10 protein-coding genes are annotated in these 14,272 nt (G+C 60.5%); 5 read left to right on the top strand and 5 right to left on the bottom strand.

All coding sequences use genetic code 11. The annotated features are described in order from the left end of the window. Nucleotides 1–81 precede the first annotated feature (81 nt). The 4 genes from HPT27_RS17740 to hrpA form a co-directional block, all read right to left on the bottom strand. A complete protein-coding gene (locus tag HPT27_RS17740; protein WP_172246239.1) occupies nt 82–1,335 on the bottom strand; it encodes a vanadium-dependent haloperoxidase in 1,254 nt (417 codons plus the stop codon). Nucleotides 1,336–1,548: 213 nt separating this feature from the next. Then, a complete protein-coding gene (locus tag HPT27_RS17735; protein WP_172246237.1) occupies nt 1,549–2,316 on the bottom strand; it encodes a ceramidase domain-containing protein in 768 nt (255 codons plus the stop codon). Nucleotides 2,317–2,878: 562 nt separating this feature from the next. Further along, nucleotides 2,879–3,901, bottom strand: a complete 1,023-nt coding sequence (locus HPT27_RS17730) for a hypothetical protein (protein WP_172246235.1) — start codon at nt 3,899–3,901, stop codon at nt 2,879–2,881. Nucleotides 3,902–3,988: 87 nt separating this feature from the next. Further along, nucleotides 3,989–8,353, bottom strand: a complete 4,365-nt coding sequence (hrpA, locus tag HPT27_RS17725) for an ATP-dependent RNA helicase HrpA (RefSeq protein ID WP_172246233.1) — start codon at nt 8,351–8,353, stop codon at nt 3,989–3,991. A gap of 366 nt (nt 8,354–8,719) precedes the next feature. On the opposite strand from hrpA, the gene HPT27_RS17720 reads away from it, so the two are divergent. The 5 genes from HPT27_RS17720 to HPT27_RS17700 all read left to right on the top strand — a co-directional run bounded on the left by HPT27_RS17720 (nt 8,720) and on the right by HPT27_RS17700 (nt 13,490). After that, entirely contained in the window at nt 8,720–10,090 is a 1,371-nt protein-coding gene (locus HPT27_RS17720) for a M18 family aminopeptidase (RefSeq protein WP_172246231.1), read from the top strand. A 242-nt stretch (nt 10,091–10,332) separates the two neighbouring features. Next, the gene (locus HPT27_RS17715; RefSeq protein ID WP_172246229.1) at nt 10,333–11,637 is read left to right on the top strand and encodes a CHASE3 domain-containing protein; all 1,305 of its coding nucleotides are present in this window, start codon (nt 10,333–10,335) and stop codon (nt 11,635–11,637) included. Nucleotides 11,638–11,833: 196 nt separating this feature from the next. Beyond that, complete coding sequence (locus tag HPT27_RS17710) at nt 11,834–12,466, top strand: response regulator (protein ID WP_172246227.1); 633 nt, start codon at nt 11,834–11,836, stop codon at nt 12,464–12,466. A 161-nt stretch (nt 12,467–12,627) separates the two neighbouring features. Beyond that, nucleotides 12,628–13,089 (top strand): response regulator, encoded by a 462-nt coding sequence (locus HPT27_RS17705; RefSeq protein ID WP_172246225.1) that lies wholly within the window; start codon nt 12,628–12,630, stop codon nt 13,087–13,089. Then, nucleotides 13,086–13,490, top strand: coding sequence for a response regulator (locus HPT27_RS17700; RefSeq protein ID WP_172246223.1), 405 nt, complete (start codon nt 13,086–13,088; stop codon nt 13,488–13,490). Before HPT27_RS17705 ends, HPT27_RS17700 begins: the two co-directional genes overlap by 4 nt. On the opposite strand, the gene HPT27_RS17695 is transcribed toward HPT27_RS17700, so the two are convergent. Beyond that, complete coding sequence (locus HPT27_RS17695) at nt 13,478–14,248, bottom strand: DUF481 domain-containing protein (RefSeq protein WP_172246221.1); 771 nt, start codon at nt 14,246–14,248, stop codon at nt 13,478–13,480. The genes HPT27_RS17700 and HPT27_RS17695 overlap by 13 nt on opposite strands. Nucleotides 14,249–14,272 lie beyond the last annotated feature (24 nt).

The following is a 14,272-nucleotide window of genomic DNA, read 5'->3' as shown; positions in this document are numbered from 1 at the left end:
TAACGGCTAGCTCTCCGTGCAAGCTGCAGCCGGAAATTGTCGCCTGTTTCCCTTCAAACAAAGTAGCCACCCGCTGCCCGCTCACCGTGCCGCGCGCAACCACTTCGCCACCGCAAGCTCACCAATCTGCTTGCCCATCGCGGTACCCGCCTTGGTTGAGCTGCGGAAATGCACGCCGTCGTAAACGCGGGCGTTCTGCACTTCCAGCATGAAGGCGTCCGGTTCGGGCCAGCTTCGGCTGGCGCCATTGGCGGTGTAGCTACTGGTGGTCAGGACCGGCATCGGGCCGGAGCCGATTTCTGCTTTCAGCACGGTGGCAACGGCGGCGGCGACCACACAGTGCGCGCAGGGATACTCCGGATGCATCGGCGTTTCGATGAAAGGAATCCAGGACGCATCTCGGTCGGTGCTGTTGTTGCCGTCGAGATCGGCGTTGCGAATCGCGGTGATGGGTCGCCAGAAATTGTAGAAATATTTGGCATCGAATGCCGCGATCAAGGCGTCGTCCATGGCCTGGCTTACCGCGGCAAACAAGCGGGCGTTTTGGGTCACATCGCGGCCCGGTTGATTGGCCACGGACTGCACCAAGCCATGATAAACCGATGGCAAGGTCGCTTCCCAAAAGCGGGCGATATCGGTTTGCTCGGCGCTGCGGCGCGTGCTGTTTTTACTGCCGTAGAGTTTGACTTCATTGAAATCGGCGGCCCAGGTTTCGCTGGTCAGCGACGGGGGTGGTCCCGGCCGAAACAGCGCCGCATGCGCCATCAGCCACGGTTTGCGCAGCGGCCATTGCAGCGCCGCCGGCAAGCTGGTCGGCACATAGGTGCCGGCCACGGTATAGGGTCGATACAGCTCGCCGAGGTTGGCGCCGTCATCCAGCCGCTGCGCGAGCACGGCATCCGCCGCTTCGTCACCGATGGCGACGCCATCATCTCGCCCCGCTTCCGCGCTGATGCTGGCCAGTGTTGTCTGATAAGTCGCATCGATAGCTGCTTGTTGCGCCGGCATCAATCGGAGCATCACGGCATGACCGGCCGCGGCAATCGCCGCATCTTGCGATGCCGAGTTGGTTGCTGGAATGACCACGCCCGCTGTCGGATACCGGCGACTGATCGCATTGCTCGCGACATAAATAGCCGTGTGCGCCATGGCAAACATCCGGTTGGCTGCCGGCGGCGTCAACCTGGCCTCCAGCACCAGCTGACCGGCCTTGCGATTCCACTCGGTAACCGCATCAGCATTCACGCTGGGCATCATCAGCACGGTCGCAAGGACCGCGACGATGGTATGCAAGCAAGCGCGCCCGTGATGCGGCTTGGGACGTTCTTGAAGCATGAGCGGTTCTTGAGACATGAGAAATTTTTGAGACATGGGACGTTCTCCCCAGTGATGCAGCATCGTGTGACAAGGCCGTACGGCAACGTCGTAGCGCAAGATCGCAATGCCAGCTCGCAAACCTACGCCACGACAGCAAGGGGCGCGCCGCCGTTAGCAGTGTAGCGGGTCCAGACACAGCGTCTTTGCTACAAACGGATGCGTTTCACAGTCTCAGCAGGAAAATGGCCGGCGCCGTTGCAACATCCGCAGTGCGCTATAGCACGCCAGCGCCGCCAACAGATGCTTGATGCTGTGGCCGCTGACCAGCTGCCCAGTCAGGCTGAACACCGCAGCGTCGTGATATTCAACATACTTGGCCAGCAGATAGCAGCCCAACATGAGCAGCAACATGCCGCCATGGCTGTAGCGCGGCCGGAACAGCATCATCAGCGCCGGCACCATCAGCATCGGCATCAGCTGCACCCAGTAGTAAAACCGCAGATCATCAAACCGGTGCCAGTACCAGACGCTGGCAACACCAACCAGCAATGCCGGCAGCAACAACACCCGCGCGAAACGGACGCTGACATACTCCGCCAGCAGAGCAATAAACAGCCCCATGAAACCGATGGTCATCGGCAAGCGATCCCAGACCAACGTCAGATTATCCGGCGCAAAGTGGTAATAGCCCGACCCCACACTGACAGCGGCAACTCCCGCAAAAAACGTCAGCCACGCCGAACGCAGCGGCAGCGCGGTGTTACGCCAACACAATCTAAGGCCAGCAATCCCGACCAGCAAAAACGGCAGATTGCTCAGCACATTGAGCGCATTGGCAAGCGACCAAAAGCCGCGCTGATCCGCGAACTGGTGATAGGCCAAATCCTGAGCGAACGGCGCTCGCGACAGCATGAACAGCAACGAGCCCACCACCAGCACCACAAGCAGGGCAAGTCGCCAGAATCTGGCTAGCGAGGGAGCATTGATAGCGGTGGTCAAGGCAAGTCCTTTACGGGAAAGCAATTCAGAAACAGCGTAGCGAGTGTAGAGTAATCTGACTAGCCGTTGCAGGTTTGGCTGAACTCGTCGTTCACGCGCACGACTGCCGGGATGCAGGAGGTAACGCAATGCAGGAGCAGTTGCGTAAGCGGGATTTCAGAGACTTCGAATCGGGAAAAGCCACTGGATCCCCGCCTTCGCGGGGATGACAAAGAAAAACATCGCACGAAAAGCCGAAGCAGCCCAACCTAGCTAGAACCCGGGGACCCCATTCGCGCCAGCCGGCGATTCGGCGTTAACGGCCGGGAGCGCTGGCAGGACAGCCAGCGCAGTGCTGATAAGGCAGGGATGCCGCATCAGCACGTGCCCGTAGCCGATAATGCCGAAGCGACGGGCGATGTTTTCGAAGCAACCAAACCAGGACTGGCGCGCTGGGGCGTGTTCTTTTGCTTACTTTTCTTGCACGAGCAAGAAAAGTGAGGCGCCCGCCGGTGCGTGAACCGGCAATGGTGGGAGCCGAAGAAATTGTTGGGCTTCGTGCCTCAGCCTAACCTACGAGCTCTCACATACCCGCAACCACAGGGTTGTCGTTACTCGTTCGCTCACTACGGCGCTTGTAATACTGCAGAATGACCTCGGAGAAGTCCTCCAGCAGCAGTTGTGCCCAGAAGTTGGAATACCAATTAAAGTGGGTGCTAATCCGGTATTCGGTGAGGATTACAAGTCTAACGCCAGACGATTCGGGATACAGCGCAAACGTAGTGTTCCGCAGATCGAAATAACGCCCGCCAATTTCCACGTGCTCATCCAGCGCATTCGATGGGAACGAGTCTTTGGCAAAACGATACGCCCACTTTAGAGTCTTATGCTCATCTGAGATCAGAATAGGCTCATCAAAAGCAACGCCCTTCTGCCACTTCGACTTTCGGACCAGGCCGTCGGCTTCGGTTACGGTAATACCCTCGACTGGCAGTGGGACCCCAATGCGGAATGCCAGTCCAGACTCAACCTCACTGGGCTGAATGGCTTCCGCATTATTCAATTGCTGCCATACAACGGCTGCAGGAGCTTCGATATATACGCTGGCCGATGTGGTATCGACGACATCCGGCGGTCCAACAAACTGCTCACCGATTGCGCAAAGAATGGGCAACACACCCAAGCATGAAATCGCGCCTGAACCTGGTTGCCAAAACCGCAGCACAGCCATCATCAGCAGACCGCCAACTGAGCCCAGTACGACAAAAAGTGGCAGGGCCATTGCGATACAGATCGATCCTTCTATTAAGGCCACCGCTGTTCCACAAACAAACAGAGAAACCGAGGCCCACGGCACCAGGAAGCAATAAAGCCACGACCGTTGCTGGTCCGGCTTTGCCCAAAACACGGTCAAAGCGCCAACGATCAGCGGCACGCCAAACAAAAACGCCGGCCCCATAACATCGAACGATGCATTAATGAAAGGTAGCTTGATCATAAAAAGCAGCCGCATCAGTAGGCCATAAACAGCACCAATTGCGACCGGCTTCCACCAGGCAAATGGGATGGACTTATCAATAGATGCGGATGGTATGGACTCTTGCATTTTTTGCTCGACTGAATGGGTTAGGCAATTGTTACGAAGTTTACTTACGAAACCGTGCGGTTTCGCCGTATTGGCGATCTACAAAATCTATCGAGCCTGCAACTGCTTGATCAATTCCAATTGCTTTTCCAAGCGCTTCTCCGACACCGGCCCATCCGTCCCCAGCGTCTGAGCAAAACAAGCCACCCGATACTCCTGCCAAAGCCGGGCCAGCTCAAGCTGCGCCGCAGCAAGCTCGGTCCATGGCGTTGCCGGTTTCAGGGCATCGCGGATCTTGCTTTGCCAGACCTGCACCAATGCGAGTTGCTTGGCTTCTTGCGGATAATTGATCTGCATGCGTTCCAGGCGCTGTTTGGCGGCCTCGGCATAGCGGCGCAGATGGCGGAGCCGATCCAGCCCTTCGCGCAGCAGAAAGCCCGGCGCGAACAATTCTGCCAGTGCGGCATCGAGATCCTTGACACTGTCCGGGAATTTGCCTTTGAGTTCTTTGTTGGCTTTTGCTCGCGCGGCAGCGGCGGTTTGCATGGTCTCGGCCAGCAACGGCAGCGACTCGGCAAGTGTGCTGCGCACGCGTGCCGGTGCGGCGAGCAGCAGCGCGCGAAAGCTGCTGGCATCGCGGATGGTGTCGGCGTTGGCGGGCAAGTTAGCGTCGATGGCGGCGGTGAGCCAGTCGCTTAGGAAGGCGGTTCCGGAGGCGCCTACCGAAGACGATGGATTCTTGCTGGATTGCTGTGGTCTAACAGTTATCTGGCCTGCGCCAACCCCCCCTCGCCCCGCCCAGCCGGATGACAGAGCATCCGGCGCTACGCGGGCGGACAGTGCACTGGCACTGTCCGTTCTTCCCGCTTCGCCCTTGCCAAGGAGGGGGGTCGACGGAGCACTTCCCTTCGCATCGGCGGACGATGGCGATTGTGAAAACGCAGCAGCGGCCAGTTGCATTGCCTGTACCGGTTTGTTTTGGCGGATGTAGTTTTTGAAATCCACATCCAGTTGCAGCGCCAGCAAACGACGGATGCCGGCCCGGTGTTGCCAGCGAGCTTCGTCGGCGCGGGCGTAGGCGCGCACGGCGACGGTGTCGCCGGCATCGGTCAGCGCCAGATAGAGCACGCCATTGCTCAAGCTGAGCTGTTCGGCAATGGCGCTCGCCGGAAACTCGCGCAGGCCTTCCTGCTCATGTGCCTTGGCTGAGCTGCGCAGGCCCTGGCTGGCGGCTTGAACAAATTCTTTTTGCAGGGCCAGCAAATCGCGGCCGCTGCCGAGCACTTTGCCTTTGCTGTCGAGCACCTCAAACCGCATGCGCAGAAACGCTTCAAGCTCGACCGCGCCCCACTCCGCTGCCGGCACCCGCATGCGTTTGGCGGCGTAGAGCGCATCGGACAAGGCATCGAACAAGGGTATTGCTTTCAGTTTGCTGTCATCACGCACGGCGACGGTGAGCTCGTGCGCGGACTCGGCCAGCGGCTGCAATTGCTTGCGGATGTCTTTGGGCAGGCCGCGCAGCAGCGCTTCGACTTTTGCTTCGAGCAGGCCGGGCACCAGCCGCTCGAACGCCAAGGGGCTCAATGCCGCCAGTTGGGTGACCGGCACACGGGCGGTGACGCCGTCGTATTCTTCGCCGGGCGCAAAGCTGTATTTGAGTGGCAACAGCAACTCATCAACGATGAGCTCGGGCGGATAGTCGTTTGCGCCAATGGCACCGGCCTTGGCGACGTCTTCGGCGGTGAGCCGCAGCGCGGTATCGAGTTTGCCGTCTTGCTTCAGCGCTTGAATCAGGCTGTGCTTGTCGAGCACTTTGCTTGGCAAGCGGGCCTCAAACAGCGGCAGCAGATCGTCTTCGGCCAGTAGCAGATCACGGCGACGAGCTTTTTCTTCCTGCTCCTGCTGTTGTTTGAACAGTCGCTGGTTGTGCTGCTGGAAGCCAGCTTTGAGCTCGCTTTCATTGCGGATAAGCACATGCCGGATAAACAGCTCGCGCGCTTTGGCCGGATCAATTTTCGCTAGGGCAACCGCGCGACGCGGCACCAGCACCAAACCAAACAAGCTGACCGATTCATGGATGGCGGCATCGCCGCGCTGCTCACGCCAATGTGGCTCGCTGTGCGTCACCTTGGTCAGGTGCGCGGCGATCTGTTCCAGCCAGACCGGCTCGATGCGCGCCAGATACAAACCATACAAGCGCGTGCTGTCGAGAAAATCGGCGGCCATTACCCAAGGTTTGCCTTTGCGGCCCAAGCCGGAACCACCATGCGGAACAAAACGGATATTGCGCGGGCCCTGGTAATCGCCATCGCGGGTCAGGTTACCGATTTGGTGGAGCAAGCCGTGCAGGAGCGCGCGGTGGAGCGGATCGTAGGCGACCGGCGGCCAGATCGGTTTGCCGGTTTCGTCGAGTTGGATGGCGGTAGTAGCGGTAGACGACGATACGGCTTTCGCGCTGGATGTATTTGCTCCGCTCCTTTCAACGGAGGGGTTGGGGGTGGTATGGGTTTGCTTGGTATTGGCCTTTTCTTGAGGGCGCTTAACCACCCCCGTCCCCTCCTTGACAAGGAGGGGAGCTGAATCGGCTCGCTTCGCATCGCCGGTTTCTTCTGCGACCTTTCGCGGTGCCTCCGCATGCAGCGCCGCGACACCAAACAACTCCTGCGCCAGCAGTTTCAAATGGGCGACCATGCGGCCCCATTCGATGATGGCGAGTACGTTGAGGAATTCCGCTTTCAAGGCCTTGCGCCAAGCCGAGCTGGACAGTTCTTCCTTGCGTTTGTGGACGTAGTGCCAGAGATTCAGGATGGCGAGGAAATCGCTCTCCGGATCATTGAAGCGTCGGTGCAGGCCGACAGCTTGATCTTGTTTCTCCTGCGGCCGCTCGCGCGGATCGCGGATGCACAGGAAGCTGGTGATGATCAGCGCTTCCTTGAGACAGCGCTCTTTTGCCGCGGCGATCAGGATGCGTGACAGTTGTGGCGGCAGCGGCAGTGCCGCCATTTGCCGACCAGCTACTGTCAGTTCGCGCTCGGTGGTGACGGCGCCGAGCTCAATCAACAGGCGCAGACCGTCGTTGATGCGCTTGCGGTCCGGTGCTTCGACAAACGGAAAGTTCTCGATGTCGCGCAGGCCGAGGCTCAGCATGTGCAGAATCAGCGCTGACAAATTGGTGCGCAGGATTTCCGGCGAGGTGAACTCATCGCGACCGACAAAATCGTCTTCGGCGTACAACCGTATGCAAACGCCACTCATCACCCGGCCGCAACGACCGCTGCGCTGGTTGGCGCTGGCCTGCGAGATGGCTTCAATCGGCAGCCGTTGCACACGGCTCGACTGGCTGTAGCGGCTGATGCGGGCGAGACCGGAATCGATCACGTAACGAATGCCGGGCACGGTCAGCGAGGTTTCGGCGACGTTGGTGGCGAGAATGACCCGCGGTTTGTTGCCGCTGGCGAACACGCGGTTTTGATCGGCCATTGAGAGTCTGGCATACAGCGGCAGCAACTCGACGTTCTTCATTGGCCCAGCGAATTGCTGTTTGCGCAGAAACTGTGTGACTTCGCGGATCTCGCCTTCGCCGCTCAAAAAGACCAACACATCGCCCGGCCCTTCCTGCCAGAGCTCATCGAGTGCGTGCAACACGCCTTCGGGCAACGTGCGTTCGTCTTCGACTTCACCGACCAGCGGCCGGTAGCGGGTTTCGACCGGATAGGTGCGGCCACTGACGATATGCACCGGCGCGTCGTGACCGTCGATGGCGAAGAAGCGGGCAAACGATTCCGGATCGATGGTCGCCGAGGTGATGATGAGTTTCAGATCCGGCCGCTGCGGCAGGATGGTTTTCAGATAGCCGAGCAGCAAATCGATGTTCAGGCTGCGCTCGTGCGCCTCGTCGATGATCAGGGTGTCGTAGCGGGTCAGCAGCGGATCATTTTTCAGCTCTTGCAACAGCACGCCATCGGTCATCACGGCGATAAGCGAGTCGTCACTGCATTGCTGATCAAAGCGGATGGCGTAACCGACCTGCTGGCCGAGCGGCACTTGCAGCTCCTGCGCGATGCGGCGGGCCACCGAGGTTGCCGCCAGCCGGCGCGGCTGGGTGTGGCCGATAAGGCCGCGAGTGCCACGGCCCAGTTCCAGACAGATTTTCGGGATCTGGGTGGTTTTGCCGGAACCGGTCTCGCCGGCGATGACCACGACCTGATGCGCGGCGATGGCCTCGCGCAGTTCGGCGCGGGCCTGCACGATGGGCAGGATCTCGTCATAGCGCAGCTCGGGCACACGCGCGGCGCGCTGCTGGACGCGCTCCTGCGCACTGCTGAGCGCCTGCGTGAACGCAGCGAGATCGCGATCGTGCGGCTGCTTGCGCTCGATGCGCAGCGCGAGCTTGTCGAGCTGGCGCGCCAGCCGATCGTGATCGCGGCGCATCAGGGTGGGCAGCGCGGCGCGCCATTGGTTTAGTTCTGTCAACGGAGTCTCTTCAATATCACGAAAGCGTGCTTTTTTTTCAGCCGCCAAATCAATCGATTGTTAGGCGGCAACTACCCCCACCTAGCCTCCCCTTTCACAGGGGGAGGAACACCGCATCACGATTCAAAGCACCAGAATCAAGGTACAGGCAATGAAGAAAGCTCAAGATGTGAAGCCCGAGCAGGCTCGCTTTACTCCTCCCCCGGTGAAGGATGAGGCCGGGAGGGGATAGTTGCCTCCCTGGCCGAGAAATACGTGACACCTGCTCGGCATTGCACAAAGAGCCAATCACTTCACTTGCTGGCGGTGACAGCAGAGCGCTAGCATTCCGCTCATTGTTCCCGCCATTGTCCCTGCTCCCTTGCCATGTCCGCAACCAATCCCGCTGTCAGCCACACCCCCGCCCGCGCTGCCGCCGACGACTTGCGCGGCTTCATTCAGCACAGCCCAACGCCCTGGCATGCCGTGGCCGAAGCACGGGCCCGTTTACTCGCCGCCGGTTTTGTCGAGCTGCAGGAGCGTGACAGCTGGAGCCTGGCGGTCGGCGGCAAGTACCTGCTCATCCGTGACGACTCCTCGCTGATTGCCTTTGTGCTTGGCAGCGACAGCATTCAGGCTGGCGTCCGCATCATTGGCGCCCATACCGACTCGCCGGGGCTGCGGGTGAAGGCACAAGGCGCGCAGGATAACGGCGGCTATTTGCGGCTGAATTGCGAAGTGTATGGCAGCCCGATTCTGGCAACTTTTTCTGATCGCGATCTGGCGCTCGCCGGTCGGGTGCTGGTGCGCGACGGCAGCGGCCGTGATGGCGTTCGCTCAGCGCTGGTCAACAGCGAGCGCGCCTTGGTGCGGTTGCCGAATCTGCCGATACACCTGAACAAGAATGTCAACGAAGACGGTTTGAAGCTGCACAAACACCGCGACTTGAATCTGCTGCTGGCGAGCTTCAACGAGGCGCTGCCGGCACGCGAGCAATTCAGTGACTGGCTGGCAAGCGCGGCCGGCTGCCAGCGCGCCGATCTGCTCGGCTTTGAATTGCTGGCCTATGACGCCCAGCCCGGCAGCTTTTTTGGCCGCGAAGAAGAGTTTCTGGCCAGCCGCCAGCTCGACAATCTCGGCTCCTGTCATGCCGCACTCGATGCGCTGCTGCGTGTAGCGAAGGAAAGTTCGAGCGCAGGAGGCGCAGGAGCGGCGGCGTCTGCTGGCGCCAGCACACAAGTCATTGCGCTGTTTGATCACGAAGAAGTCGGCAGCAGCAGCTACCACGGCGCCGATGGCGATTTTTTGCAGCAGGTGTTGCTGCGCATCGCGCAGAGCGCCTCCAGCGCTGCCGATGCCAGCGCCAAAATGCTCGCCAACAGCTGGCTGATGTCGGCTGACATGGCGCATGCCTGGCACCCCAGCCATCAGGATTGCTATGACGGTCTGCACCATCTGAAAGTGAATGCCGGGGTCGCGCTGAAAATGAACAGCAGTCAGCGCTACGCCACCAATGCCCTGGGTGAAGCGCTGTTCATGCAGCTGGCTGAACGGGCCCAGGTGCCGGTGCAAAAATACGTGCACCGCGCCGATCTCTCGTGCGGCACCACCATCGGCCCGATCAGTGCTGCCCGGCTCGGCATCCGCACGCTGGATGTCGGCGTGCCGATGTGGGCCATGCACAGCGCCCGCGAAAGTTGCGGTGCCCGTGATCACGGCCACTACATCGATTTGATGCGGGCCTTTCTGCAGCACTGAATGGGCGGGTCAGCTGGTGACCGCGTTGGCGCTGTTCATGATGGCGCGGCACCGCTGCGCCAGCACAGACCGACGGTCGTCAACAGCGCCGATTCGCTGCTATCTTATGGGCAACGCCTGTTCACGCGGGATCTGTCTGCGGCCATTATGTGAAGTGCTTGTGTGCGGTATCAGAGCGCGGCAGTTGCCCGCCTTCGCGCCGACCGCCCTGATGGATGCCGATACGGAAAAGGAAGCCCGTCATGGTTGCCGACTTGCATCGACTGAAGCCACTGCGACGCCTGCTGCAGGCAGGTCTGGTACTGTTGGTGCTGGTCGCCATGCTGGCGGTCTATGTCGGCATCCGCAGCGCCAACACGACCGAGCAACTCAATCAGCACACCGAAGCCATTCGCATATTCAACCGCTTGCTGTCGGCCTTGCAGGATATCGAAACTGGTCAGCGCGGTTTTGTCATCACCGGTTACGAGGATTATCTCGACCCGTTCAATAGCGGCAGCGAGGCGCTGCTGAAAGTGCTGCCGGAGCTGGCGCGCGCCCTACCCGGCCAGACCGCTGAAATTGATCGCCTGCAATTGCTGGCCGAAGCCAAACTCGAGCAAACCAAAGCCACCATTCGGCTGCGGCGCACCGAAGGCTTTGCAGCCGCCCAAGCCTTGGTGATGACCCGTCGCGGCAAACACCTGATGGACAGCATTCGCGATCTGACGTCGCCACAGCTCAACCGCCTTCATGATCAGATTGACAGTGAAGTGCTGCAGCAGACCCGCTACAAATGGTTGCTGCTGATCAGCATCACCAGTTTTGTCGTGTTGCTGTTGCTGCTGATCCCGGCGGCGTTCTATGTCTGGCGGCAACAGCTGAAACACGAATCACTCGAAGCCCACCGGCTCAAGCTGACCCGCGAGCTGCTGACCGCACAAGTGGATGAACGCAAGCGCATTTCCCAGTTGCTGCACGACGATATTGCGCAAGTGATGGCGGCCGCCAAAATTGGTCTGGATGGCGAAGCGATGCGGGCAGATGCGGGCCAGCCGGTGTCAGCCGAGCGGCTGCGCAACCTGGCCCAGATGCTGGAACGGACACTGGCGGAAACCCGCACCCTGCTCGGAGAGTTGCGGCCACCGCTGCTGATTGAAATGGGCCTGCAGGCAGCGCTCAATTACGAGCTGGACCGGATGCGCGAGCGTGCCGGCAACACCACGCTCGGCATGGTCTGGCAGGAACACAGCAATGGCTGTCGGTTTGATCCGGGCACCGAACACAGCCTGTTCTTGCTGGTGCGCGAGGCGCTGCACAATGCTCTGCGCCACGCCAAAGCCAAGCACATCCGCATCGAAGCCGATTGCAGTCAACAACAGCTGCGCATTGCGGTGCAGGACGATGGTATCGGCTTTGACGTCGATGACACGCGCAGCCAGGAAGGCCACCTCGGCATGATAGGCATGCGCGAACGCGCCGGCAGCCTCGGCGCCGACATCGATATCAGCAGCCGGCCGGGCCGTGGCACCGCAATCACGCTGATTTTGCCGCGCACGGTCATGTGATCGCAGCAGTGCAATAGTGCCGTACAAGTAGCGATTGCAGACTGGATGACAGGGCGCCGGTGCAACACGACGCGCACGACACAATATGCAGGACAGCGCATGCAGGACGACGGGACAAACACGGCGAGGATCGGTGTGACTCAACCGGGTACGACTGCAACCGATACAGAAATAGCGGCAGGACAGGGACGACACCATGATTAGCTTACTGTTGGCGGACGATCATGCCGTGATGCGCGAAGGCCTGCGGCTGCTGCTGGCCAGCCAGAGCGATTTCAAGATCATCAGCGAGGCCGGCACCGGTACCGATGCCTTGAATGCGATCATTGCGTTCAAGCCGGATATCGCGCTGCTTGATGTCAGCATGCCGGGCATCAGCGGCATGGATGTGTTGCGGACGCTGATGGAGCAGAAACGCACCACCAAGGTGGTGCTGCTGTCGATGCACGACAATCCGCAACTGGCAGCCGAAGCGATGGCACTCGGCGCCAGCGCTTACGTTTTGAAAGGCGGCAGCGCCAGCGACATCGTGCACGCCATCCGGCAGGCGGCGCGCGGCCAGACCTTTGTCTCACCGTCGCTGGCCGAGGCGGTGCAACTGCAACTGGAGCGCGGGATCGAGCAGTCGCCGCTGGCGCTGCTGTCGAGCCGCGAGCGGCAGGTGCTGCAACTGGTGGTGGAAGGCAAATCCAGCAGCGAGATCGGCACGCTGCTGCACCTGTCACCGAAAACGGTCGATACCTATCGCAGCCGGTTGATGCAGAAACTCGATGTCGGTGACGTGCCCGGCCTAGTCCGGCTGGCGGTTCGGCTCGGCATTTTGAGCTAGCGTCGAGAGGCTATCCAAGGGCCATTCAGGTTCCATCCGGGTGCCGGCAGGTGCGCCACCGCGCATTGCCCCAGCAACCCGCGGCACTGAGAATTCCCGACAGCATTCAACAGTCCGGCGGCCTACCCTGAGCCTGTACCTGAACCGCACGGACCGCCGCCATGATGACCGCCACTCGCTTCCCCAGCACGCCCAGTCGGGTGCTGCTGGTTTCCGCCGACTGCAGTCGCCGCAATGACTGGCGGCACCTGCTGCAACAGGAATGGCCGGCGGCACTGCCGGTGCCAGCTCACGACGGCGCCTCAGCACTGTTTCAGGGCGGTCATTACCCGCTGGCGGTGGCCGTCATTGATGCTGACTTGCCCGACATGAGTGCCTTGGCGGTGGTGGCCGGCCTGCGCGAGCTGCAGCCGGAGTTACCGATTCTGCTGCTGCGCGCTTCACAGCTGCCGCTGGCCGACCTGCATCGGCTGAGCCGGCACGAAGCCCTGATGGTGGCCGACCAAACCGCTATCAGTGCACCGCAGCAGCCCTTGTTGGCCCGGTTGAACAGCATCCGCAAAGCCGCCGTGCCGGTGCCGCGTTTTGCGCCGCATCTCAGCCTGGCCGAGCTTTGCGCATGAGCCGTCTGTGTCTGGTGCTGGTGGAGGATCATCCGCTGCTGCGGCAAACCGCCATCGAGATTCTGCAAACGGCTTTCCCGGCTGCCGATATTCGCGACTTTGTTTATGCCGAAGCCGCCGAGGCGTTCTGCCAGAACCAGCCGGTCGATGTGGTGATTACTGATCTGGCGCTACCCGGTATGAGCGGCATGGCCTTGCTGGAGTCACTGCGCCGGCACCATCCGCAGCTGCCGGTCATCATCCAGACCTTGTATGACAGCGCCGAACACCGCCGGCTGGCCGATCTGCTGAACGCGTTCCGGCTGTTGAATAAAGGCGAGATGGCGCAGCAGCTGGTCAGCACGGTGCGGGCCGCTCTGGCGCACACCGGAAGGCTCGACGCGGCAGATCAAAACTCGTAACTGAGTCCGGTCAGCAGGCTGCTGTCGGTTTTCTCGATGCCGCCGGGCGGCAGGCTGTCGTGATCGATGGTGAGGTTCACTTTCAGGCTCAGGCGACCGTCAATCTGTACCCGGAAACTGAACAGGTCGAGTGCCCGGAATCCGTCACGACCATGCAGTGCTGGCTGCCAATACAAGGTATTGACCAGCGCGCTGCGATCATTGATTTCGTATTTCACCACCCAGTAAAAATTGCCGAAGATGCCGGACTCGCTCTCGGCCGGATACGGATCCAGCGCTTCGATCTGTTCATCGGAGTGAAACAAACCGGCTGCCAATGTCTGCTGCATGCGCTGTTCCGGTTGCGACAGCGCAAAGCGGATGCCGCCACCGGCAATGGCGCGGCTGCTGAGCCGGCGAAATTCATTTTGTTCGACTTGGGCAAAATATTCGAACGCAGTGTTGGCGCTGTAGGCATCGATATAGCGACCATGAATGAACGTGCTGTCGGCGTCTTTGATGTCATTTGACTGGCCGTAGTCGTAACCGAACACGACAAACGCCGTGTCTTCGCCGTCGAACCAGTCGGCCCGGGCGCCGATTTTGACCGCTTCCCGTTCGCTGTTGCCGGATTTCAGTTCAACCGCCGCTTCGGTATTGCCACTCCAGCCGAGCCGGGTTGGCTGCGCGCTCAGGTTTTCAATATTGACGACGGCGAACGCTGGATGGATGCTGCAAAAAACCAGTGCCGCAAGGCCGGCACGTGTTGCCACTGACATGTACTGCTCCACAAAAACGGAAGA

Source organism: Permianibacter fluminis (assembly GCF_013179735.1).
GTDB lineage: Bacteria > Pseudomonadota > Gammaproteobacteria > Enterobacterales > Permianibacteraceae > Permianibacter > Permianibacter fluminis.
The sequence above is the reverse complement of the archived record's forward strand: the minus strand, read 5'-3'. Positions and strand labels throughout refer to the sequence as shown.

Excerpts from the sequence above, each read along its gene's own strand:
- HPT27_RS17715 (WP_172246229.1), top strand. The coding sequence starts at position 10,333 with ATGGTTGCCGACTTGCATCGACTGAAGCCACTGCGACGCCTGCTGCAG.
- HPT27_RS17710 (WP_172246227.1), top strand. The coding sequence starts at position 11,834 with ATGATTAGCTTACTGTTGGCGGACGATCATGCCGTGATGCGCGAAGGC.
- HPT27_RS17695 (WP_172246221.1), bottom strand. The coding sequence starts at position 14,248 with ATGTCAGTGGCAACACGTGCCGGCCTTGCGGCACTGGTTTTTTGCAGC.
- HPT27_RS17700 (WP_172246223.1), top strand. The coding sequence starts at position 13,086 with ATGAGCCGTCTGTGTCTGGTGCTGGTGGAGGATCATCCGCTGCTGCGG.
- HPT27_RS17720 (WP_172246231.1), top strand. The coding sequence starts at position 8,720 with ATGTCCGCAACCAATCCCGCTGTCAGCCACACCCCCGCCCGCGCTGCC.
- HPT27_RS17740 (WP_172246239.1), bottom strand. The coding sequence starts at position 1,335 with ATGCTTCAAGAACGTCCCAAGCCGCATCACGGGCGCGCTTGCTTGCAT.
- HPT27_RS17730 (WP_172246235.1), bottom strand. The coding sequence starts at position 3,901 with ATGCAAGAGTCCATACCATCCGCATCTATTGATAAGTCCATCCCATTT.
- HPT27_RS17705 (WP_172246225.1), top strand. The coding sequence starts at position 12,628 with ATGATGACCGCCACTCGCTTCCCCAGCACGCCCAGTCGGGTGCTGCTG.